Raw genomic sequence first — 21594 nt, 5'->3', positions numbered from 1 at the left:
TGCTGGCACCGGTTTCGTTGTCCGTCTCCGTTCCTGTCCGAGATTCCGAACATGCTGTCGCGCCATCAAGATCCCATCGTCGCCATTGCCACTGCACCCGGACGTGGCGCGGTCGGTATCGTCCGTGTCTCGGGCCGCGGCCTGGACCGGCTGGTGCAGGCGCTCTGCGGCAAGGCGCTCGCGCCTCGGGTGGCGAGCTACGGCCCGCTGCGCGACGCCGACGGCGGCGCGATCGACCACGGGCTGGCGCTGCATTTCCCGGCGCCGCATTCCTACACCGGCGAGGACGTGCTCGAGCTGCAGGCGCATGGCGGGCCGGTGGTGCTGCAACTGCTGCTGGCGCGCTGCCTGGCCGCCGCCGCCGAGATCGACCCGGCGACCGGGCAGCCGCGGCTGCCGGGACTGCGGCTGGCGCAGCCGGGCGAGTTCACCGAGCGCGCCTTCCTGAACGACAAGATCGACCTGGCGCAGGCCGAGGCGATCGCCGACCTGATCGACGCCAGCACCGAGGCGGCGGCGCGCAGCGCGAGCCGTTCGCTGGCGGGCGAGTTCTCGCGCGAGGTCGGCGAGCTGCGCGAGGCGCTGATCCACCTGCGCATGCTGGTCGAGGCCACGCTCGACTTCCCCGAGGAGGAGATCGACTTCCTGCAGAAAGCCGACGCGCAGGGCCAGCTCGACCGGCTGCAGCTGCGGCTGGGCCAGGTGATGCAGCGCACGCGCCAGGGCGCGCTGCTGCGCGAGGGCATCAAGGTGGTGATCGCGGGCCAGCCCAATGCGGGCAAGAGCTCGCTGCTCAATGCGCTGGCCGGCGCCGAGCTGGCGATCGTGACGCCGATCGCCGGCACCACGCGCGACGTGGTGCAGCAGACGATACAGATCGAGGGCGTGCCGCTGCATGTGATCGATACCGCCGGCCTGCGCGAGGGCGAGGGCATCGACGAGGTCGAGCGCATCGGCATCGCGCGCGCCTGGGGCCAGATCGAGGGCGCCGATGCGGTGCTGCTGCTGCACGACCTGACCCGCATCGGCCAGCCCGAGTACGACGCGGCCGAGCGCGAGATCGCCGCCACGCTCGAGTCCCGGCTGCCGGCGCGGGTGCCGGTGATCGATGTCTGGAACAAGGCCGATGCCGGCCAGGCGCTGGCCCCGCTGGCCACGGCTGGCCTGGAACCCCTGGCCGGCCATGCGCCGCACGAGCAGCTGCGCCTGTCGGCCAAGACCGGCGCCGGCCTCGACTTGCTCAGGAAGCGCCTGCTCGAGCTGGCCGGTTGGCAGGGCGGCGGCGAGGGCCTCTACATCGCGCGCGAGCGCCATGTCCAGGCCTTGCGCCAGGTCGGCGAGCATCTGGAATTGTCGGCGCTGCACCTGGCCCAGCAGGCCCAGTCGCTCGACCTGCTGGCCGAGGAACTGCGGCTGGCGCAGAACGCGCTGAATCAGATCACCGGTGCCTTCAGTTCGGACGATCTGCTCGGGGTGATCTTCTCGTCCTTCTGCATCGGCAAGTAGGGCGCTGCCGACGACCCCAGGCAACCCGTCTGGGTCGCAAGGCCTGGGCTGATCCTGGGCTTAATGGGCCGGCTTGTCGGCCACCTTGCGCAGGACATTCGAATCGGCATGGCTGAACTGATTGCCGTAGATGTTCAGCGCCGTGATCTGCGAATAGCTCAGGCTATTGTCCGGGTTGATGTTCATGCCAATCGAGAAGCCTTCGGTCTTGGCATTCTTGCGCATGAATTCGGTTTCGGCGAAGGCGGTCTTGGTGCTGGCGCTGAATTCATCCTTCTTGTTCAGCTCCCCTTCGGCGGAAACGCAGACCCCGCGCGGCACGCAGAAGGAATAGATGACCTTGGAATTCTTCTTGTCCCAGATCAGATAGCCCAGTTGGTCATGGAACTGTTGCTGGTCCGACTTGCGGAACACCTGCTGGCGAACCGTGAGGGCTTCCAGGTCCTGCTCGCTGGCATTGGTGGCTGCCGGGCCGGCCGAGATTTCAATCCGCTCGAAGAACGGACTGACGGCGGCCGAGCCCGGCGCGCGGGTCTTTTTCTGTGCCGGCGACACGTCCACCCCTTGATCGCCTTCCCAGACGCCAATGAAGCGGCTCAGCGGATTGACATCCTGGGCGTGGCTGAAAAGGCTTGCGCCAGCCATGGCCAAGCCCATGAATAAACGATTGAGTTTCATATTTCCCTTTTTTAGTGCATCGATTTTTCGTTTTCCAGGCGATAAATTGCCTGGAATTGTTCGCCGACTGACAGTGGATGGAACAATAAGGGCGTTCCATCCGCGGTAGTCAGGCATCTCTGCACTGTAAAGACAAACATTAAGCCCAGATTAACCGCCGAACCAGCCGGCCGTCATGCCAGCTCGACCCGGTTGCGTCCATTGGCCTTGGCCCGGTACATGGCCTCGTCAGCCCGCTCCAGGGCGGCTTCCTGCGATTCACCTTGGGCGACCAGCGTCACGCCTATGCTCACGGTCAAGGGGATCGGTCCCTGGGGGCCGGCGACGGGTTGGGCCTCGAGCAGCGCGCGCAACCGTTCGGCGACGCAGGTCGCCGCCTCGAGCCCGGTGTTGGGCAGGAAGATGACGAACTCCTCTCCGCCGACGCGGCCGATCACGTCCTCGTTGCGCAGATGCTCGCTGGCGAGCCGCACGAAGTGGCGCAGCGCCTGGTCGCCGCTGCTGTGGCCCCAGGTATCGTTGATGCGCTTGAAATGATCCAGGTCCAGTGCCAGCAGCGACAGGGGCGAGTTCATGCGCCGCATCAGCTTGACCGACTTGTCGAGCAGGATCTCGAAGGAACGGCGGTTGTAGATCCCGGTCAGCGGGTCATGCTCCGCGAAATGGCGCAATTCGGCTGTGATGTAGGCATTGGCCAGCATCACGATCCCGAAGGCACGCATGACCAGCACGACGATGGACTCGATCAGCACGAACTGCGCGACGAATTCCAGCCGCTCCGGATCGGTCGGGTCGGTCTGGACCAGCAACAGGCCCAGGCTGGTCGCCAGCATCGCCAACCCATGGGCGCCGCAGGCCAGGGTGAACAGGTAGCGTTCCGGCTGCCTGCGGATCTCCGCCGACAGCATCGCCAGCGCGCTCAGCAGCATCAGCGTGCCGCCGGTTCCCAGGGCCAGCGCCAGGCGCAGCCGGGGCTCGGGTTGCGGCCAGGTCAGGTAGCTCGCCAGACCCAGCACGACGAGCAGTGCCCAGCCGAAGCAGGTCCGCGTCCAGGGTTGCCGGCCGGTATAGATCTGGGTCGCTACCAGGTTGAGCCAGGCCGCGGTGAAGAGCAGGACTTGCGAGATGATGACCGACACCCCCTCGGGGCTGTAGGGCCTGAGCAGGAAGCTCAGGCAGAGCAGCAGGCCGCCGAGGTAGGAGTAGGCCCAGGCGCGCAAGCCGGGAATCTCCTGGTTCGCCCGCTGCACGGCAAACAGCACGACGGTCATGATCACGACCAGGATCACTGTCAGGAGCATCAGGATCTGGAATATCGGGCTGTTCATGTCGCGGCTTTGGTGTCGATGCCCTTCACTGTGCCATAGGTCCGGGTCGATCGGACCAGGATGCTGCTCGCTGACCCCGTGCCGTGGCCACTCCAGCGCCGCGGGCCGTGGTCGGCGACAGCTCAGACCTCGTCGTCCGCACCCGCGATCACCCGCCTGGCAGTCTCGCCCGAGAAGCCGCGCGCGGCCAGGAAGCGCATCTGCTTGGCGCGCTCGCTCGCGTCGGCGGGTGGCTGGCCGAACTTGCGGCGCCACACTTCGCGTGCGCGCTCGAGCTCGGTGCCGCGCAGCTGCTCGACCGCCTCGCGCACCACGGTCTCGTCCAGGCCCTTGGCCTGCAGCTCGGCCTTGATCCGGCTGGCGCCGAGCTTGGCCGATCTGCGGTGCAGCAGGCTGTCGGCGACGCGCTCGTCGCTGATGAAGCCGCGCGCGGTCAGCACGTCGAGCGCTTCGGCCAGCTCGCCCTCGTGCGTCTCGTACTGGCTCAGCTTGCGTTCGAGCTCGAGCCGGGAATGCTCGCGCATCGAGAGCAAGCGCAGCGCCCGGCCCTTGAGCGAGGGTTCGGGTCGGGTGCGCCGGCCTGGCGCGGCTTCGGCCAGGTCGTCGGTCGGCGCGCGCCCGGCCTCGTCCTCGGGCTGTTGCGGCAGACCGCGCGCCGGGTCGGGGCGGCGCCAGCCGCTCATTCGGCGCCGGACGGGTCGAGCTCGTCGGCGGATGCCGCAGGCTTGACGCTGGCCGGGTCGAAGGCGGGCAGGGCCGGCACGCCGAGCGCGGCGCGGATCTTGTTCTCGATCTCGTGCGCCAGCTGCGGGTTCTCGCGCAGGAACTCGCGCGCGTTCTCGCGGCCCTGGCCGATCTTCTCGCCCTGGTAGGCATACCAGGCGCCCGACTTGTCGACCACCTTCTGCGCCACGCCGAGGTCGATGATCTCGCCCTCGCGGCTGATGCCCTCGCCGTACAGGATGTCGAACTCGGCGGTCTTGAAGGGCGGCGCGACCTTGTTCTTGACCACCTTGACCTTGGTCTCGGAGCCGACGACTTCCTCGCCCTTCTTGATCGAGCCGATGCGGCGGATGTCGATCCGCACCGAGGCGTAGAACTTGAGCGCGTTGCCGCCGGTGGTGGTCTCGGGGCTGCCGAACATGACGCCGATCTTCATGCGGATCTGGTTGATGAAGATGACCATGCAGTTGGTCTTCTTGATCGTCGCGGTCAGCTTGCGCAGCGCCTGGCTCATCAGGCGCGCCTGCAGGCCGGGCAGGCTGTCGCCCATGTCGCCCTCGATCTCGGCCTTGGGCGTCAAGGCGGCGACCGAGTCGACCACGATCATGTCGACCGCGCCCGAGCGCACCAGGCTGTCGACGATCTCGAGCGCCTGCTCGCCGGTGTCGGGCTGGCTGATCAGCAGGTCCTGCAGGTTGACGCCGAGCTTCTGCGCGTATTGCACGTCGAGCGCATGTTCGGCATCGACGAAGGCGCACTGGCCGCCGAGCTTCTGCATCTCGGCGATGACCTGCAGCGTCAGCGTGGTCTTGCCCGAGGATTCCGGGCCGTAGATCTCGACCACCCGGCCGCGCGGCAGGCCGCCGACGCCGAGCGCCACGTCCAGCCCGAGCGAGCCGGTCGAGACGACCTGGATGTCCTCGGCCTTCTCGCCTTCGCCCAGGCGCATGATCGCGCCCTTGCCGAATTGCTTCTCGATCTGGGCCAGCGCGGCCTGCAGGGCCTTGGCCTTTTCGGTGTTCAGGGTCTTGTTCGGTGCGTCCATGGTGGGCTCCTTGAAAAACAATGGGTTGCAGCACCCTGGAGCGGAATTTCCGGTTCGGCCTGGAGTGCTTGGGATGCAGTGTAGCGAGTAATTGAAATCAATAAACTGTTTTTTTAGTCAGTTTGCATTACCATTTTCCGATGGAAAAAAGTCTCGATTCCACTACCTCCGACGAGGGCTGGCGGCTGACCCACATGGGCCGGCTGCTCGGTCATGCGCTGCGCCGCTTCGACGAGCGGGTGCTCGAGCTGATGGCCCATGCGCTCGACGTGCCGCTGGCGCTGTCCAACCTGGCGGCGCGTGGCCAGGTCGGAGCGGCCCATGTGCACATCACGCGCCATCTGCCGCTGGCCGGTGCGCGCCTGACCGAGCTCGCGCAGAGCGCGGGCATGAGCAAGCAGGCCATGGCCGATCTGGTCGACCAGTGCGAGGCCTGGGGCCTGGTGCGGCGTGAACCCGATCCGCTCGACGCGCGCGCGCGTCGCATCCGCTTCACCCCGGTCGGGCTCGAATGGCTGCAGGCGTTCCGGCAGGCGGTGCAGCAGGCCGAGGCCGAGTTCCGCGACCAGGTTGGCGCGCCGGTCGCCACCGTGATCGCGCTGGGCCTCGAGGCCTACGCGATCGGCTACGATGCTGGCCGCCGCGCGCAGTCCGGCCGGCCTAGGGCAGGGGCCTAAAATAGTCCGTATACAACATGCAGCGTCGCGGATGGCGCTGCCGTTCCGGTCGCGGCAGTCCGACCAGGCCGCCGGAATGTCACAAGAGGAGATCCCATGCGCATCCTGATTGCAGAAGATGACCAGGTCCTGGCCGATGGACTGTTGCGCATCCTGCGCACAGCCGGTGCAGCGGTCGATCATGTCGCGAGCGGCAGCGAAGCCGACGCGGCGCTGATGACCAACCACGAATTCGACCTGCTGATCCTCGACCTCGGTCTGCCCAGGATGCATGGCCTGGAGGTGCTCAAGCGCCTGCGCGCGCGCGGCTCGACGCTGCCGGTGCTGATCCTGACCGCTGCCGACAGCGTCGAGGACCGGGTCAAGGGCCTGGACTATGGCGCCGATGACTACATGGCCAAGCCCTTCGCGCTGCAGGAGCTCGAGGCGCGCGTGCGCGCGCTGACGCGGCGCGGCCTGGGCGGTGCGACCAGCCAGATCAAGCACGGGCCGCTGGTCTACGACCAGGCCGGCCGGGTCGCGAGCATCGATGGCAAGATGATCGACCTGTCGGCGCGCGAACTCGGCCTGCTCGAGGTGCTGCTGCAGCGCGCCGGTCGCCTGGTCAGCAAGGACCAGCTGGTCGAGCGCCTGTGCGAATGGGGCGAGGAGGTCAGCAACAACGCGATCGAGGTCTACATCCACCGCCTGCGCAAGAAGATCGAGAAGGGGCCGATCCGGATCGCGACCGTGCGCGGGCTGGGTTACTGCCTTGAAAAAATCCCCGGCTGATTCCGACCGTCCGGCCCGCCTGCGCGGCACGACCGCGTTCGGGCTGTTCCAGCGCGAGCAGCGCAGCCTGTTCGGCGAGATCCTGGACTGGATGCTGACGCCGCTGCTGCTGCTGTGGCCGCTGTCGCTGGCGCTGACCTGGTTCGTCGCCCAGGGCATCGCGAACAAGCCCTTCGACCGCGCGCTCGAGTTCAACCTGCAGGCGCTGACGCAGTTTGTCGTGCTGCGCAGCGGGCAGCCGCAGTTCAACCTGACCCCGCAGGCGCGCGACCTGCTGCGCGCCGACGACACCGACCAGGTGTTCTACGTGGTGCGCAAGGCCGATGGCCAGTTCATCAGCGGCGACCCCGAATTCCCGGCGCCGCCCAACTATGTGCTGCCCGATGCCGGCCATGTGCGCCTGCGCGACGACCAGATCCGCGGCGAGGAGGTGCGGGTGGCCTATACCTGGATCGCGCGCGGCGAGCGCGACGAGCAGCTGGTGCTGCTGCAGGTGGCCGAGACGCTGGGCAAGCGCTCGCGGCTGGCGACCGAGATCATCAAGGGCGTGATGGTGCCGCAGTTCGTCACCCTGCCGCTGGCGGTGCTGCTGGTCTGGATGGCGCTGGTGCGCGGCATCCGGCCGCTCAACGAGCTCGAGCAGCGCATCCGCGCGCGCAAGCCCGACGACCTGAGCCCGCTCGAGCAGGAGTTGATCCCGCAGGAGGTGACGCCGCTGGTGGGCTCGATCAACGACCTGCTCGAGCGGCTGGCGGTGTCGCTGACGACGCAGCGGCGCTTCCTGGCCGATGCCGCGCACCAGCTCCGGACCCCGCTGGCGGGCTTGCGCATGCAGGCCGACATGGCGCTGCGCGCGCAGGATGCCGAGGAGGTCAGGCGCTGCCTGCAGCAGATCACGCGCTCGAGCGTGCGCGCGACCCACACCGTGAATCAGCTGCTGTCGCTGGCGCGCGCCGAGACCACCGGGCGTGCGCTGCCGAGCGAGCCGGTCGATCTCGGCGACCTCGCGACCGAGGTGATCGCCGATTCCTTCCCGCTGGCGCAGGACAAGCGCATCGACCTCGGCTACGAGGGGCCGGACCGCATACCCGAGGCCTGCCTGCTCGACGGCAACCCGACCCTGCTGCAGGAGCTGGTGCGCAACCTGGTCGACAACGCGATCCACTACACGCCGGCCGGCGGCGTGGTGACGGTGCGGGTGCGGCTCGACGGCGAGAGCGGCGCCCAGCAGCTCGAGGTCGAGGACGACGGCCCCGGCATCCCCGAGTCCGAGCGCGAGCTGGTGTTCCAGCCCTTCTACCGCGTGCTGGGCAGCAACGTCGATGGCTCGGGCCTGGGGCTGGCCATCGTCAGCGAGGTCGCGCAGCAGTACCGCGCCACGGTCGAGCTGGCCGATGCGCACCCGGGCCAGGGCACGCGCCGCGGCCTCAGGGTCACGGTGAGCTTTCCGCCGCGCCCGGCGCCGGATGGCGCTTGGCCGGGCGCCTGAGCGGCCTCAGCTCGCGGTGGCCTTGGCGGTCTTCTTCGCGGCCGCCTTCTTGGCAGCGGCCTTCTTGGCCGGCGCCTTCTTGGCGGCGGCGGTCTTGCGCGGCGGGTACTTGCTCTCGCGCGGCTCGAACTCGAAGCCGACCTTGCCGGCTGTCGCGTCCCAGGCCAGGAAGGCCTTGAAGGCGCGCTTGGTCTTGTTCGAGACGAACTTCTCGAGCAGGTCGGTCTTGCCGGTGCTCAGCAGCTTCTGCATCTGCTCGGGCGCGATCTCCTGCTGCAGGATGGTGGTGCCGCTCTTGAAGTCGCAGCTCGGCACGGCCTGCTCGAGCGTCGGCACTGCCTTGCTGCAGACATAGTTGCTGCCATGGGCATGGACCGGGCTGCCGCACTTGGGGCAGTTGCCGAGCGGCTCGCGGCCGCTGAAGTCGGCCAGCTCGCCGGTTTCCTCGTCCTTCTTGTCGCCGAAGTCGAACTCGAGCTTCCAGTTCTGGTCCTCGTCGTTGAACTTGAGCGCCAGTTCGGCCACGAAGGGCCAGCCGGCCTTGGAGCGGAAGCCTTCGAGCGGGCCGATATGCTTGTTGGCCAGGAAGGACTCGGCCTCCTCGATCTCGAAGGTGCGACCGGCCGGCGACTTGCCGAACGAGAAGCCGCAGCCGTCCGACTTGCCGTCGGCGCCGCAGCAGGCGTAGCGGCGGTAGTTCTCCTTGACCACGCCGCCGCAGTTCGGGCAGGGCGTCTGCAGCGTGGCGTAGTTGCCCGGCACGCTGTCGCGGTCGTATTCCTTCGCCTTGCGCACGATGTGCTCGGTCATGGCCGCGATCTCGCGCATGAAGGCCTCGCGGCTGAGCTGGCCGCGCTCCATCAGCGACAGCTTGTGCTCCCACTCGCCGGTCAGCGCCGGCTTGGACAGTTCCTCGACCCCGAGGCCGCGCAGCAAGGTCATGAGCTGGAAGGCCTTGGCGGTCGGGATCAGCTCGCGCCCTTCGCGCAGCATGTATTTCTCGGTCAGCAGGCCCTCGATGATGGCCGCGCGCGTGGCCGGCGTGCCCAGGCCCTTGTCCTGCATCGCGCTGCGCAGCTCGTCGTCGTCGATCAGCTTGCCGGCGCCTTCCATCGCGCCGAGCAGGGTGGCTTCGCTGTAGCGTGCCGGCGGCCGGGTCTTGAGCGGCTTCGGTGCTGCCTCGAGCGTCTCGACCTGCTCGCCCGGCTGCACCGGCACCAGGTTCTGGCCCTTGTCGCCCTCTTTCGCGTCGGCCACGTCCTCGGCCGCCTCCTTGCCATAGACCGCCATCCAGCCCGGCTTGACCAGCACCTTGCCCTCGGTCTTGAAGTGATGGACCGCGCCCGCTGCCTCGACCTTGCTGATGCGGGTCGTGACCATGAACTCGGCCGCCGGGAAGAACACCGCCAGGAAGCGGCGCACCACCAGGTCGTACAGCTTCTGCTCGGCTTCCGACAGGCCGCTGGGCGCCTGCAGCGTCGGGATGATGGCGAAGTGGTCGCTGACCTTGCTGTTGTCGAAGACGCGCTTGCTCGGCTTGATGTAGCCGTTGTTGAGCGCCACCAGCGCGTGCGGCGCCAGGTGGTTCAGCCCGCTGTCGGCGATCATCTCGAAGGTCTGCCTGACCGTCGGCAGGTAGTCCTCGGGCAGCGCGCGGCTGTCGGTTCGCGGGTAGGTCAGCGCCTTGTGCTTCTCGTACAGGCTTTGCGCCAGCGCCAGCGTGGTCTTGGCCGAGAAGCCGAAGCGGCCGTTGGCCTCGCGCTGCAGGCTGGTCAGGTCGTAGAGCAGGCCGCTGGCCTGGGTGGTGGGCTTGGATTCCTCGCTCACGCTGGCCGGCTGGCCACGCACCGCGTCGGCGATCTGCTGCGCCTGCTGCGCGTTCCAGATCCGGTCGGCCTTGAGCTCGGGGTCGATGCCTTCCTCGCCGTTCTTGGCCGAGGGCTTCTTGAACGCGGGATCGAACCACTTGCCCGGGTAGTTGCCAGCCTGGGCGCCGAAGCTGGCGTGGATTTCCCAGTAGTCGCGGCTGCGGAAGGCGCGGATCTTTTCCTCGCGCTCGACCACCACTGCCAGCGTCGGCGTCTGGACCCGGCCGACGGTGGTGAGGAAGAAGCCGCCGTCGCGCGAGTTGAACGCGGTCATGGCGCGGGTGCCGTTGATGCCGACCAGCCAGTCGGCCTCGGAGCGGCTGCGCGCGGCGTCGGCCAGCGGGCGCATCTGCTCGTCGCTGCGCAGCTGTTCGAAGCCGTCGCGGATCGCCTGCGGCGTCATCGACTGCAGCCACAGGCGCTGCACCGGCTTGCCCAGGCCCTTGGCACCGCCGGCGTACTGCTCGATCAGGCGGAAGATCAGCTCGCCCTCGCGCCCGGCGTCGCAGGCGTTGATCAGCGCGCCGACATCCTTGCGCTTGGCCAATCGGACCACCGCCGACAGGCGCGACTTGCTCTTGTCGATCGGCTTGAGGTCGAAGTGCGGCGGGATCACCGGCAGGTGGGCGAAGCTCCACTTGCCGCGCTTGACGTCGTAGGCCTCGGGCGCGGCGATCTCGACCAGGTGGCCGACGGCCGAGCTGACCAGGTAGCGCTCGTTCTCGAAATGGTCCTCGTGCTTCTCGAACTTGCCCACCACGGGCGTGAGCGCCCGCACGATGTCCTGGGCGACGGAAGGTTTCTCGGCTATGACCAGCGTTTTGGCGGAACTTTCGGTTTTCATCTCTACAATCTGCTCCCGTGCGCGCCTGCGCGCATCTGTGTGTGCGCACTCGCGCGCACCTGCATGAATTCACCATACCAAAAATTTGGCCCATGGCCGACGGCAACGCAGTTTCTTCCCCCGCCAGCGCCGCCCAGCCGCGGCGCCGCCTGCAGGTGCGCCGCTCCGGCGTGCATGGCAAGGGCGTGTTCGCCGTCGTCGACCTGGCGGCCGGCGAGCCGCTGATCGAGTACACCGGCGAGGTCATCAGCTGGGACGAGGCGCTGCGCCGTCATCCGCATGACCCGGCCCAGCCCAACCACACCTTCTACTTCCACATCGACGACGGCCATGTGATCGATGGTGGGGTCGGTGGCAATTCCTCGCGCTGGATCAACCACAGCTGCGAACCGAATTGCGAGGCCGAGGAAGACTGGCGCAAGCGGGTCTTCATCCACGCGCTGCGCGACATCAAGGCCGGCGAGGAGCTGTTCTTCGACTATGGCCTGGTGGTCGACGGGCGCTACACGGCCAAGCTCAAGGCCGAGTATGCCTGCCACTGCGGCAGCGCCCATTGCCGCGGCACCATGCTGGCGCCCAAGCGGCCACCGAGCAAGGCATCCCGAGGGCAGGCGGCATGAACGGGCCCGATCCGACCGGCAGCCAGCAGGCGGCGCTGCAGGTCCTGACGCGCCAGGCCGAAGGCATCTGGCAGGCGGTCTATCCGCACTGGCCCGACTTCTCGGTCGAGGTGCTGCCGAGCATAGCCTCGACCAATACCGAGCTGATGCGGCGTGCCCGTGCCGGCGAGCGCGCGCCGACCCTGCTGGTCGCGCTCGAGCAGAGCGCCGGGCGCGGCCGGCGCGGCAAGACCTGGCACAGCCGGCCCGGCGGCTCGCTGACCTTCTCGCTCGGCCTGCCTTTCCAGCCGGCGGACTGGTCCGGCCTGTCGCTGACGGTCGGTGTCAGCCTGGCCGAGAGCCTGCATCCCGAGCTCCGGCTCAAGTGGCCGAACGACCTCTGGTGGCGCGGGCGCAAGCTCGGCGGCATCCTGATCGAGGCTGCCACGCTGGGCGCGCAGCGCTATGCGGTGATCGGCGTCGGCCTGAACGTCGAGCTGCCCGAGCCGGCCCAGCTGCGCCCGGATGCCGGCCTCGTCGACGAGGCCGCCGCCGTGGCCCTGCCGCCGGTGCCGCCGGCCGCGCTGTGCGAGCTGCTTGCCGGCCGCGATGCCGGCCAGTGGCTGGCTGCCGTGGTGCCGGCCCTGGTGCAGGACCTGCAGGCCTTCGAGCGCGCGGGCTTCGCCGCCTTCGCGGCCCGCTTCGCCGCGCGCGATGCATTGGCCGGCCTCGAGCTGCGCCTGTCCGACGGCCAGCAGGGGCTGGCTGCCGGCGTCGGGCCGGACGGCGCGCTGCGGCTGCAGACCGCCTCCGGCCTGGTCGACATCACGAGCGCCGAAGTCAGCGTGCGTCCGCGCTGACCCGGCCTGCCCGTGCGCCCGGCGGGGTGGCGGCAAAGCCGGCACAATCACGCCTTTCCTTTCAACGCTGCCCGGAAACTCCCCATGCAAATCACCAAAGACACCGTCGTCACGATCACCTACCAGGTTTCCGATGCCCAGGGCAAGCTGCTCGAAACCAGCCCCGAGCCGATGGCCTATCTGCATGGCGGCTATGGCAATACCTTCGAGAAGATCGAGGCCGCGCTCGAAGGCCAGCAGGCCGGCTTCGCGACCACCGTGGTGCTCGAGCCCGCCGATGCCTTCGGCGAGCGCGACGAGAGCCTGGTGCAGACCATCTCGAAGGCCGATTTCCCGCCCGGCGTCAAGGTTGGCGGCACCCTGCGCGGCGTCGCCGATGACGGCGGCGAGCGCATCTTCACCGTGGTCAAGATCAAGGGCCCGCAGGTGATCCTGGACGGCAACCATCCGCATGCCGGCAAGACGCTGCGCTTCAGCCTCAAGGTGGTCGACGTCCAGGCCGCCTCGGCCGAGGAAGTCGCCCATGGCCACGCGCATGGCGCGCACGGTCACCACCACTGAAGCGGCTCTGACGCGACCGTGCCTAAGCCGCACGGTCCGGCGGCCTGTCAGTCGAGCTTGAAGGCGCCGACCACCTGGTCGAGCTGCTGCGCCTGCTGCGCCAGTTCCAGCGCGGCCTCGGCCGCCTTGTCCACCTGGGTCACGTTGTGCTGGGTCACGCCATCCAGGTGGTTCATGGCCAGGTTGACCTGCTGCAGGCCTTCGCGCTGTTGGCCGGAGGCGGTCGAGATCTCGCCCAGGATGCTGGTGACGCGCTTGACCTCCTGGACAATCTCCTGCATCGTCTGCCCTGCCTGATGGACCAGATGGGCGCCGTCACCGACATGCCGGACCGAATCGCTGATCAGCTGTCCGATCTCCTTGGCTGCCGTGGCGCTGCGCTGCGCCAGGCTGCGCACCTCGCCGGCCACCACGGCAAAGCCACGCCCCTGCTCGCCGGCCCTGGCCGCTTCCACCGCCGCATTGAGTGCCAGGATGTTGGTCTGGAAGGCGATGCCGTCGATCACGGCGATGATGTCGCCGATCTGGCGCGAACTGTTGCTGATGACCTCCATGGTCTGCACCACCTGACCCACCACCTTGCCGCCGCGTTCGGCAATGCCGGACGCGTGGCTGGCGAGCTCGCTGGCTGAATCCGCCCGTTCGGAGTTCTGCAGCACGGTGGAGGTCAGCTGCTGCATGCTGGAGGTGGTTTCCTCGACCGAGGCCGCCTGCTCTTCCGTGCGCCGGGCCAGGTCCGTGTTGCCCTTCGCGATGGCTTGCGAGGCGACGCTGATCGAGTCCGAGGAGGCCTTGATCCGGCTCACCAGGTCGGTCAGCGTGTCTTCCATGTTCCCGAGTGCCCGGATCAGGCGGCCGAACTCCCCGCCCCGCTGGGTGCTGAACTCTTGGCTCAGGTCGCCGGCGGCGACGGTTTCGGCAATCAGGATGGCTTCTCCCAGCGGTTCCGTGATGGCGCGTGTCAGGCCATAGCTGATTCCTATGCCGCACAGCACCGTCAGGCCAAACAGGCCGTACAGCATGAAGCGCGTCGTGCCCAGGTCGGTCGCCAGCGCTGCATGGGCCGCCCCGATCTGGTCCAGGCCGTGGAGGGCCAGCATCAGCATCGCCGTGGTCAATAGCAGCAGGCTGCCGAACGCCAGCCCCAGCAGGGTGCCTATCCTCAGGTTCGAAAAAATCACGAATTGTCTCCAGCTTGTATTTGTAGCCACGTTTTAGGCGATAAATCGACCCGGCCTCTTACGTACTCCTACGTAGCCAGTGCCGCGAGGCGAGTGCCGGGAGGGGGCGCCAGGACGTCCCTGTCATCGCCAGACCTTGATTGACCTCAAGGATTGCTCAGTCTTTGTTGACCAATTGGGCATATTGATTAGAATAAACATATTAATTAAAGTTATTTGAGTGAATTACTCCTGCAGCATTCTTGGAGTGATTGATTTGCTTTTGGTTTCTGTAGGTGGTCGGTTGGTATCCTATAAAAAGGTGGTGAAAATGAACTTGCGCGATATGTCGGTCCGGCTCAAGCTGACCCTGGCCTTTGGGGGCATCGCGGCTCTGGTCTTGCTGGTGGCAGGGCTGTCCCTGCTGGCGCTCAATGCGGCCAACCAGCGCTTCATGGACTATGTCGACGGACTCAATGCGCGTGCCACGCTGGCGGCGCATATCCAGGCGGCGGTCGACAACCGGGCCATCGCCGCCCGCAACCTGGTCCTGGCCAGCAAGCCCGAGGAGGTGGCGCGCGAGAAGGCCAATGTCCAGCAAGCGCATGAGGCGGTCCAGTCCAGCCTGGTCCAGCTCAAGCAGTTGATCAGCAGCGCCACCAACACCACGGCGCAGGGGCGTGAACTGGTCGCCGGCATCGAGCGCGTCGAGCAGCGCTATGGCCCGGTGGCGCTGTCCATCGTCGATCTGGCGCTGCAGGGCAAGACGGCCGAGGCCATCGCCAAGATCAATGACGAGTGCCGCCCGCTGCTGGCCGAATTGCGCCAGGCCACCCAGGCCTATACCGAAGCGGCCGAGACCCGTACCGGCCAGCTGAAGCAGGAGGCGGAAGCCGCCTATCTGGCGCAGGAGATCCAGCTGATCGTCGCCTCCCTGGTGGCGGTGGCCGCCGCCACCCTGGCGAGCTGGCTGATTGCGCGCGGCATCACCGTGCCGCTGGGCCAGGCGGTCGCGGTGGCCGACCGGATTGCCGGCGGTGACCTGGGCAACCGGATCGAGGTCAAGTCCCAGGACGAGACCGGCCAGCTGCTGCGTTCGCTCGACCGCATGCAGAGCGGACTGGTCAAGACGGTCCAGTCGGTGCTCGCCAGTGCCGACGGCGTGGCTTCGGCCAGTTCCGAGATCGCCCAGGGCAATATGGACCTGTCCTCGCGCACCGAGAACCAGGCCAGCGCGCTGGAGCAGACCTCGGCCTCGATGGAGCAGCTCGGCTCGACCGTGCGGCAGAACTCGGACAACGCGCGCCAGGCCAACCAGCTGGCCCAGAGCGCCAGCGAGATCGCGGTCCGGGGCGGCGAAGTGGTGGCCCAGGTGGTCGACACGATGAAGGGCATCAACGACAGCTCGCGCCGCATCGCCGACATCATCGGCGTGATCGACGGCATCGCGTTCCAGACCAACATCCTGGCACTGAACGCCTCGGTGGAGGCGGCGCGCGCTGGCGAGCAGGGGCGCGGCTTCGCTGTGGTGGCGGCAGAGGTGCGCAGCCTGGCGGTGCGCAGCGCCGAGGCGGCCAAGGAGATCAAGGGCCTGATCACGACCAGCGTCGACCGGGTCGAGCAGGGTTCGCTGCAGGTGGACCAGGCGGGGGCGACGATGAACGAGGTGGTCGCGGGGATCAAGCGCGTGACCGACATCATGGGCGAGATCAGCGCGGCGAGCGCCGAGCAGAGCTCGGGCGTGGGTCAGGTGGGCGAGGCGGTGATGCAGATGGACCAGGCGACGCAGCAGAACGCGGCCTTGGTCGAGGAGATGGCGGCGGCCGCGACCAGCCTGAAGGACCAGGCCCAGGAGCTGGTGCAGGCGGTGTCGGTCTTCAAGCTGGGCCATCACGACAGCGGCCTTGCCCGGAGCCGGCCGCAGTCCAGCCATCAGCACCTGGTGGCGCCGGCCGTCCGTGCTGCCGAACCCCATGCGGTCGCGCCGGCGAGCGCCGCCCGGCAGGCTGCACCGGCCAGCAGCGGGCACGGCGACTGGGAAACCTTCTGAGGTTTCAGCGCCGGGCGCGGGGTCCCCGGGCCAGCGCCCAGGCGAACTCCGCGCTGTCCGCCGCAGCGGGCCAGCGCACCATGCCGACCGACAGCTGGCAGCTGTCCAGGCGCTGCTGCCGTTCAGCGCTCCATTCCTCCAGCGCCAGGCCCAGGCATTTGCCGGCGGCTTCCAGGCAAGCCCAGTCCCGTGCGAACTGTCGCGCGCGCGGGCCGGCCGCGAGGCCGGCCAGCCTGGCGACGGCCAGCGGGCCGAGGTAGAGCCTGGCCACCGCCTCCCAGTCCGGCAGCGCCGTGACGGTCGCCAGGTCGATGCCGAGGCTGGCGCCGGGGCAGATCCCGACCAGCGCCTGCCCGCCGCAGTAGCTCAGGCTCAGCGACAGCGGCAGGCCCTGCCAGCGCGCCGCCACCGCTGGCGCCTGGCCGGGGATGAACTGCAGCGGCACCTCGGGTCCGGGCTGCTGCAGGTAATGCGCCAGGCGCTGGCGCAACAGCTGGCGCGCCGCCGCACGCGGGTGCGCGCCGTCTGTCTGGCAGTGCCAGACCAGTGGCTGGCCTTCGACCAGCGCCGGGCATTCGTGCGCTGCCAGCAGCCGGGCCGACATCAGGCCCGCCAGCTGCGCGCCGGTGAGCCGGTCCAGCGGCTCTGCGCCGGCAGCGCTTCGCCCTTCATGACCAGCGACAGCGGGCCGAGCTGGACCTGGTCGCCCAGCACCGTGTCGTACAGCACCGTGCTGCGCGTGCCCAGGGTGACCCGGTTGCCGATCTGGATCCGGCCTATCTTCATCACCCGGTCTTCGAACAGATGGGTCTGCGGTCCTGACCAGGCGTTGAGCTCGCCATGGTCGCCGATGCTGACGCAGTCGAACTCGGTGAAGTCGGTGCTGTCGAGGTAGACGCCGCGTCCCAGGCGCACGCCGAGCAGGCGCAGCGCCACCGGCAGCATCGGCGTGCCGCGCAGGTATTCGAGGCAGTTGGGCACGGCGATCGATTCGTAGATGCTGGTCAGCGCCTCGCTGATCCAGACGAATGGAGTCCACATCGGCGCGGCATGCGGCCGGTAGCGGCCGATCAGCAGCCACTTGAGTGCGACCACGAACAGGAAGCAGCCGATGCCGTAGTAGATGCCGGCCAGGCCGAGCTCGACCGCCAGCCGCAGCCAGTCGCTCTCGGCGGCGACCGGCATCTCGACCCCGACGATCACATAGCCGGCGCCGATCACGAGCGCCAGCGGCAGCAGGATGCGCAGGGCCTCGACCAGCGCCCGGCCCAGGCGGCGCCAGGCCGAGGGCCTGAAGGTCAGCGCGTCGGGGAAGCCGTGCAGCGTCTCGCGCGCGGGCAGCTCGAGTGCCGGCGAGCCGACCCAGGTCTGGCCGGGCTGCATCTGCTCGGTTGCCGGTGCCTTCGACTGCACGCCGATCAGCACGTCGTGCGGCAGCTGGGTGCCGTCGGGAATGTAGGCGCCATTGCCGACGAAGCTGCGCGGTCCGATCACCGTGTAGTCGACCGACATCCAGCCGCCGTCGATCTCCTCGTCGCCCAGCATCACGGCGTCGGCGATGAAGCAGTCGTCGCCCAGGGTCAGCATGTCGGGGATCAGGCCCATGGCGGTCGAGATCTCGGCATTGCGGCCTATCTTCGCGCCGAGCAGCCGGTACCAGAGCGGCGCGTAGACGGTGGCATAGACGCCGTGCAGCACATGCAGGCTGGCGACCTGGATCTGGTTGGCCAGCCACTTGCGGCAGTACAGATTGCTGTGCACCGGCCAGCGGCCCGGTGTCAGGCGTGGCAGCACCGCCCAGCGGATCGCGGCCGCGATCAGCGCGGTGCCGACGATCAGCAGCGCGCTGGCCGGCAGCGCATAGAGCGCGTAATGGAGCACTGCGACCAGCTGGCCGTAGGCCTCGATCGAGGGCTGCTGGACCCGGACCTCGATCGCGTCGATCAGCATGAAGGCCGGGAAGATCGGCAGGAAAAACAGCACCGCCGTCAGCGCCGCGCCGAGCGAGAAGAACAGCGCCTCGCCTGCGCGCCGCAGCCTTGTTACCGTCGGACGCGGCGGGCGCTGCTCCGGCGACCAGCGTCCCTGCCGTTGCGCCGGGGCGCCATCCCAGACCTCGCAGGCGCCGATGCGGCCGCCCCGGGCCAGCGCGGCCAGACCCTCGAGCCGGCCGAAGTCGGCGATCGCGCTGTCGCCCTCCATCACCGCGTAGGAGCCGACATAGGCCTCGCGGCCGATCTCGATCGCGCCGACCACCAGCTCGCCGCGCTCGACGCGCACGTTCTCGAGGTTGACGTTGGAGCCGATGCTGGCGCCGTCGGCGATGCGCAGCAGATGCGGCTGCCGGATCGTCACCGAGCCGACCACGACATCCTGGCCGATCTGCGCGCCCATCGCGCGCAGGTAGCCGTTGTAGAGCGAGCTGCCCGACAGCAGGTAGGCCGGTGCGATCTGGTGCAGCCGGTCGGCCAGCCACCAGCGGAAATAGTGGCCGCCCCAGAGCGGGTAGCGCCCGGCCTCCAGCCCGCTCAGCAGCAGCCGGCTGCCGGTCACGGCGATGCCCAGGCTCAGCAGGTGGCTGGCCAGGAACACCAGCACCGAGGCCAGCACCGCGAACGCGACGCTGTCCTCGGGCTCGCCGGTGTAGTAGTGGTAGGTGAAGAAGGGCGCCAGCCAGTTCATGATGTGCAGCGCGATCAGCGCCGGCAGCACCAGCGCCTGCGCGAGGCCGCAGAGCCAGCGGCGCGAGCGCGGCGCGATAGCGAAGGCTGCCGGCGCTTCTTCTGCCTGCGGCGCCATGCCGGCCTGCATCGCTGCGGCAATCGCCGCGATCCGGCGCTGGCCGTAGACATCGTTCACCGTCATCCGGGCGAAGCGCGGGTCCTCGCGCAGCGCCGAGACCAGCCGGGCCGCCAGCAGCGAATGACCGCCGAGATCGTCGAAGAAGTCGGAATGGCGGCGCAGCGGCAGGCCCGGGAAGAAGCGCGCCAGCGCGGCGAACAGCGCGGTCTCGGCCTCGGTCTCGGGCAGGTCGGATTCGGCCTGCTCGCTGGCTGTCGCAGGGCTCATCGGCAGCGCGCGCAGCGCCTTGCGGTCGATCTTGCCCGAGGTCAGGCGCGGGATGGACGCCACCGGCTCGAAGCGGCTCGGCACCATATAGGGCGGCAGCGTCTCGCGCAATTGGGCGCGCAGCGGCGCGATCTGCAACGGCTGGCCCTGGCCCGGCACCAGGTAGGCCACCAGCTGCTCGATGCCATCGACCGGCTTGAGCACCACCGCGGCGGTGCCGTTGGGCAGCTGCCGGTTCAGCGCCGCCTCGATCTCGCCGAGCTCGACCCGGAAGCCGCGTACCTTGACCTGGTCGTCGGCCCGGCCCAGGCAGTGGATCTGCCCCTGCTCGTCGATGCGCGCCAGGTCGCCGGTGCGGTAGAGGCGCGCTTCGCCCTCGTGTTCGGCCCAGGGGTTGGGCAGGAATTTCTCGGCCGTCAGCTCGGGCCGGCCCAGGTAGCCCGCGGCGACGCCGGGACCGATGATGCAGAGCTCGCCGGTCTCGCCGGCCGGCAGCAGTTGCAGCTCGGCGTCGACCACCAGCAGCCCGTAGTTGGGCAGCGGCTGGCCGATCGTGACCGGATCGCCGGGCCGCAGCTCGGCCATGCTGGCCGACACCGTGGCCTCGGTCGGGCCGTAGCTGTTGAACAGGCGGCGCGCTGGCGTGGCCCAGCGCTCGACCAGCGCCGGCGGGCAGATCTCGCCGCCCAGGTTGATCAGGCGCAGGCTGGGCACGTCGGCGCTGAACAGCGCCAGCAGGGTCGGCACCGCGTGCAGCACGGTGATGCCGTTGGCCGCCAGCGCGCGCGGCAGCGCATCGGGGTCGGCGGTGATTTCGCGCGGTGCGATCCAGAGCGTGGCGCCGACCAGGTAGGAGATCCAGATCTCCTCGAACGACATGTCGAACGCGACCGAGAAGCCCTGGTAGACCCGGTCGTCGGCGCGGATGCCGAGCCGCTCGTTCTCGCTGCGCAGGAAATGGCAGATCGCGCCCTGGCTGATCGGTACCCCCTTGGGCTTGCCGGTCGAGCCCGAGGTGTAGATGACATAGGCCGGGTGCTGCGGACTGGTGCCGCTGCGCCGCAGCAGCGGGCCGTCGGCCTTCTGCAGCAGCTTGGCCTGGTCCCAGACGGGACAGTCGATCGCATCGAGTTCATGCTGCAGTCCATGGCCGGTCACGATGCCGGCTGCCTGGGCGTCCTCCAGGCAGACCATCACCCGCTCGGCCGGCGTGTCGGCATCGAAGGGCAGCCAGGCGGCGCCGGTCTTGGCGATCGCGAGCTGGCTCACCAGCAGGTCGATGCCGCGCGGCAGCCAGAGGCCGACGATCTGGCCCGGCCGCAGGCCCTGGGCGATCAGCTGATGCGCCATCAGGTCGGCGCGCGCGTCGAGCTCGCGGTAGCTCAGGCTCAGGGCGCCGCAGACCAGGGCGGTCTGCTCGGGCTGGCGGGCCGCGCTGGCCTCGAACAGGTCGGCCAGCAGTTCCTGGCGCAGCAGCTCGGGACGGGAAGGACCCCTCAGAATCATAGGGAAAGCAATCAGCGTGAATGGGGGAACTCCCGCCCGCGAGCAGCCCAGGCTTGCAGGCCTGGGGTCGGAGCGGACTCAGGTGGCGATTCTGCTGCAGTTTCGCTGCGGGACGGCCAAGGGCCTGTCGTGCTCAGCGCAGCGCCGGGCTGGTTGTGCGGGACGGATTCAGGTCCGCACCGGCGCGATGATCCGGGCCGTCAGCAGCACCAGCAGCATGATGACGCCGGTGCCCAGGAAGTCGCCGAAGGACATCGCCAGCGCGGCCGGCCAGAAGGACTCGCTGCTGCGCAGGCCCAGGGCCCAGAAATAGCTGTTGACGGCGATGCCGTGCAGCAGGGTGTTGAGCATGTCGATTTGTACCAGGTCCCAGAAGCTCAGCCCCTCGAGTGCCGGCCCCAGTGCCCGATACCTGAGCATCGTGTTGACCACGAGCCAGGTCATGCCGACCGACAGCACCGCATAGAGCAGCAGCCAGATCGGCTCCAGGCCGGGCCAGAAGCGGGTCGACAGGCTCAGCAAGGACAGGGTGCAGCCCACGGCACCGCGCCAGCCCGCCACCATGATCATGACCAGCTTGACGCCCGCTGGCAGGAACAGCAGATCCACGCCCTGCGTGTAGGCGACATACGGTGTCACCCATTCGTGGCACTCGTAGCTCAGCCGGGAGAGCACGAAGCTCAGCACGATCAGGCCTAGGTTCTGCACCATCAGCGACCTGGGGGAGGATGGAGGGGGGCGTGAGGAGATGGACATGTGTGGCGGCATCCCGAGAGGCAATGCCGTCCTGTGGGTGCTTTTTTGTTAAAGCTGTTACGGTTTGTGTCTGGGCTTGATCCCGTATTCTCGCACTCGCGCGG

At 68.5% G+C, this 21594-nt stretch carries 17 protein-coding genes; 8 read left to right on the top strand and 9 right to left on the bottom strand.

Annotated elements, in window-relative coordinates:
- Positions 1 to 51: 51 nt before the first annotated feature.
- The gene (gene mnmE / locus C6P64_RS02940) at positions 52 to 1506 is read left to right on the top strand and encodes a tRNA uridine-5-carboxymethylaminomethyl(34) synthesis GTPase MnmE (protein ID WP_105747098.1); all 1455 of its coding nucleotides are present in this window, start codon (positions 52 to 54) and stop codon (positions 1504 to 1506) included.
- 60 nt (positions 1507 to 1566) lie between these two features.
- On the opposite strand, the gene C6P64_RS02935 is transcribed toward mnmE, so the two are convergent.
- The 4 genes from C6P64_RS02935 to recA form a co-directional block, all read right to left on the bottom strand.
- Positions 1567 to 2301, bottom strand: a complete 735-nt coding sequence (locus tag C6P64_RS02935; RefSeq protein ID WP_245911608.1) for a heme-binding beta-barrel domain-containing protein — start codon at positions 2299 to 2301, stop codon at positions 1567 to 1569.
- A gap of 56 nt (positions 2302 to 2357) precedes the next feature.
- On the bottom strand, positions 2358 to 3512 hold the full coding sequence (locus tag C6P64_RS02930; RefSeq protein ID WP_105747096.1) for a GGDEF domain-containing protein: 1155 nt from the start codon (positions 3510 to 3512) through the stop codon (positions 2358 to 2360).
- Positions 3513 to 3634: 122 nt separating this feature from the next.
- On the bottom strand, positions 3635 to 4195 hold the full coding sequence (gene recX / locus C6P64_RS02925) for a recombination regulator RecX (protein WP_105747095.1): 561 nt from the start codon (positions 4193 to 4195) through the stop codon (positions 3635 to 3637).
- Positions 4192 to 5280, bottom strand: a complete 1089-nt coding sequence (gene recA / locus C6P64_RS02920) for a recombinase RecA (RefSeq protein WP_105747162.1) — start codon at positions 5278 to 5280, stop codon at positions 4192 to 4194. The genes recX and recA overlap by 4 nt, the downstream gene beginning before the upstream one ends.
- Before the next feature lie 140 nt (positions 5281 to 5420).
- On the opposite strand from recA, the gene C6P64_RS02915 reads away from it, so the two are divergent.
- From C6P64_RS02915 to C6P64_RS02905, 3 genes are all read left to right on the top strand, one after another.
- Positions 5421 to 5957 (top strand): MarR family winged helix-turn-helix transcriptional regulator, encoded by a 537-nt coding sequence (locus C6P64_RS02915; RefSeq protein ID WP_105747161.1) that lies wholly within the window; start codon positions 5421 to 5423, stop codon positions 5955 to 5957.
- Between the two features lie 96 nt (positions 5958 to 6053).
- A complete protein-coding gene (locus tag C6P64_RS02910) occupies positions 6054 to 6728 on the top strand; it encodes a response regulator (protein ID WP_105747094.1) in 675 nt (224 codons plus the stop codon).
- A 91-nt stretch (positions 6729 to 6819) separates the two neighbouring features.
- Entirely contained in the window at positions 6820 to 8217 is a 1398-nt protein-coding gene (locus tag C6P64_RS02905) for a sensor histidine kinase (protein ID WP_105747160.1), read from the top strand.
- A gap of 6 nt (positions 8218 to 8223) precedes the next feature.
- On the opposite strand, the gene C6P64_RS02900 is transcribed toward C6P64_RS02905, so the two are convergent.
- A complete protein-coding gene (locus tag C6P64_RS02900; RefSeq protein ID WP_245911607.1) occupies positions 8224 to 10929 on the bottom strand; it encodes a DNA topoisomerase III in 2706 nt (901 codons plus the stop codon).
- Positions 10930 to 11021: 92 nt separating this feature from the next.
- Here C6P64_RS02900 and C6P64_RS02895 point away from each other — a divergent pair, with 92 nt between their 5' ends.
- The 3 genes from C6P64_RS02895 to C6P64_RS02885 all read left to right on the top strand — a co-directional run bounded on the left by C6P64_RS02895 (position 11022) and on the right by C6P64_RS02885 (position 12949).
- Positions 11022 to 11549: an SET domain-containing protein gene (locus C6P64_RS02895; protein WP_105747093.1), complete on the top strand. Its 528-nt coding sequence runs from the start codon at positions 11022 to 11024 to the stop codon at positions 11547 to 11549.
- Entirely contained in the window at positions 11546 to 12388 is an 843-nt protein-coding gene (locus C6P64_RS02890; protein WP_105747092.1) for a biotin--[acetyl-CoA-carboxylase] ligase, read from the top strand. Before C6P64_RS02895 ends, C6P64_RS02890 begins: the two co-directional genes overlap by 4 nt.
- Before the next feature lie 84 nt (positions 12389 to 12472).
- The gene (locus C6P64_RS02885) at positions 12473 to 12949 is read left to right on the top strand and encodes an FKBP-type peptidyl-prolyl cis-trans isomerase (protein ID WP_105747091.1); all 477 of its coding nucleotides are present in this window, start codon (positions 12473 to 12475) and stop codon (positions 12947 to 12949) included.
- Between the two features lie 47 nt (positions 12950 to 12996).
- On the opposite strand, the gene C6P64_RS02880 is transcribed toward C6P64_RS02885, so the two are convergent.
- Positions 12997 to 14130: a methyl-accepting chemotaxis protein gene (locus C6P64_RS02880; protein WP_245911606.1), complete on the bottom strand. Its 1134-nt coding sequence runs from the start codon at positions 14128 to 14130 to the stop codon at positions 12997 to 12999.
- A 310-nt stretch (positions 14131 to 14440) separates the two neighbouring features.
- On the opposite strand from C6P64_RS02880, the gene C6P64_RS18690 reads away from it, so the two are divergent.
- Positions 14441 to 16159, top strand: a complete 1719-nt coding sequence (locus C6P64_RS18690) for a methyl-accepting chemotaxis protein (RefSeq protein WP_211296786.1) — start codon at positions 14441 to 14443, stop codon at positions 16157 to 16159.
- A gap of 4 nt (positions 16160 to 16163) precedes the next feature.
- On the opposite strand, the gene C6P64_RS02870 is transcribed toward C6P64_RS18690, so the two are convergent.
- From C6P64_RS02870 to C6P64_RS02860, 3 genes are all read right to left on the bottom strand, one after another.
- Positions 16164 to 16763: a 4'-phosphopantetheinyl transferase family protein gene (locus C6P64_RS02870; protein WP_105747089.1), complete on the bottom strand. Its 600-nt coding sequence runs from the start codon at positions 16761 to 16763 to the stop codon at positions 16164 to 16166.
- On the bottom strand, positions 16763 to 20734 hold the full coding sequence (locus tag C6P64_RS02865) for a Pls/PosA family non-ribosomal peptide synthetase (RefSeq protein ID WP_105747088.1): 3972 nt from the start codon (positions 20732 to 20734) through the stop codon (positions 16763 to 16765). Before C6P64_RS02865 ends, C6P64_RS02870 begins: the two co-directional genes overlap by 1 nt.
- 168 nt (positions 20735 to 20902) lie before the next feature.
- Positions 20903 to 21445: a hypothetical protein gene (locus tag C6P64_RS02860; RefSeq protein ID WP_105747087.1), complete on the bottom strand. Its 543-nt coding sequence runs from the start codon at positions 21443 to 21445 to the stop codon at positions 20903 to 20905.
- Positions 21446 to 21594: the final 149 nt, after the last annotated feature.

The organism is Malikia granosa (assembly GCF_002980595.1).
GTDB lineage: Bacteria > Pseudomonadota > Gammaproteobacteria > Burkholderiales > Burkholderiaceae_C > Malikia > Malikia granosa.
This window is presented reverse-complemented; position numbering and strand designations above follow the sequence as displayed.

What these genes read in the sequence shown, in the direction of transcription:
- mnmE (WP_105747098.1), top strand. Translation starts at nt 52, where the DNA reads ATGCTGTCGCGCCATCAAGATCCCATCGTCGCCATTGCCACTGCACCC.
- C6P64_RS02935 (WP_245911608.1), bottom strand. Translation starts at nt 2,301, where the DNA reads ATGCCTGACTACCGCGGATGGAACGCCCTTATTGTTCCATCCACTGTC.
- C6P64_RS02930 (WP_105747096.1), bottom strand. Translation starts at nt 3,512, where the DNA reads ATGAACAGCCCGATATTCCAGATCCTGATGCTCCTGACAGTGATCCTG.
- recX (WP_105747095.1), bottom strand. Translation starts at nt 4,195, where the DNA reads ATGAGCGGCTGGCGCCGCCCCGACCCGGCGCGCGGTCTGCCGCAACAG.
- recA (WP_105747162.1), bottom strand. Translation starts at nt 5,280, where the DNA reads ATGGACGCACCGAACAAGACCCTGAACACCGAAAAGGCCAAGGCCCTG.
- C6P64_RS02915 (WP_105747161.1), top strand. Translation starts at nt 5,421, where the DNA reads ATGGAAAAAAGTCTCGATTCCACTACCTCCGACGAGGGCTGGCGGCTG.
- C6P64_RS02910 (WP_105747094.1), top strand. Translation starts at nt 6,054, where the DNA reads ATGCGCATCCTGATTGCAGAAGATGACCAGGTCCTGGCCGATGGACTG.
- C6P64_RS02905 (WP_105747160.1), top strand. Translation starts at nt 6,820, where the DNA reads ATGCTGACGCCGCTGCTGCTGCTGTGGCCGCTGTCGCTGGCGCTGACC.
- C6P64_RS02900 (WP_245911607.1), bottom strand. Translation starts at nt 10,929, where the DNA reads ATGAAAACCGAAAGTTCCGCCAAAACGCTGGTCATAGCCGAGAAACCT.
- C6P64_RS02895 (WP_105747093.1), top strand. Translation starts at nt 11,022, where the DNA reads ATGGCCGACGGCAACGCAGTTTCTTCCCCCGCCAGCGCCGCCCAGCCG.
- C6P64_RS02890 (WP_105747092.1), top strand. Translation starts at nt 11,546, where the DNA reads ATGAACGGGCCCGATCCGACCGGCAGCCAGCAGGCGGCGCTGCAGGTC.
- C6P64_RS02885 (WP_105747091.1), top strand. Translation starts at nt 12,473, where the DNA reads ATGCAAATCACCAAAGACACCGTCGTCACGATCACCTACCAGGTTTCC.
- C6P64_RS18690 (WP_211296786.1), top strand. Translation starts at nt 14,441, where the DNA reads ATGAACTTGCGCGATATGTCGGTCCGGCTCAAGCTGACCCTGGCCTTT.
- C6P64_RS02870 (WP_105747089.1), bottom strand. Translation starts at nt 16,763, where the DNA reads ATGTCGGCCCGGCTGCTGGCAGCGCACGAATGCCCGGCGCTGGTCGAA.
- C6P64_RS02865 (WP_105747088.1), bottom strand. Translation starts at nt 20,734, where the DNA reads ATGATTCTGAGGGGTCCTTCCCGTCCCGAGCTGCTGCGCCAGGAACTG.
- C6P64_RS02860 (WP_105747087.1), bottom strand. Translation starts at nt 21,445, where the DNA reads ATGGTGCAGAACCTAGGCCTGATCGTGCTGAGCTTCGTGCTCTCCCGG.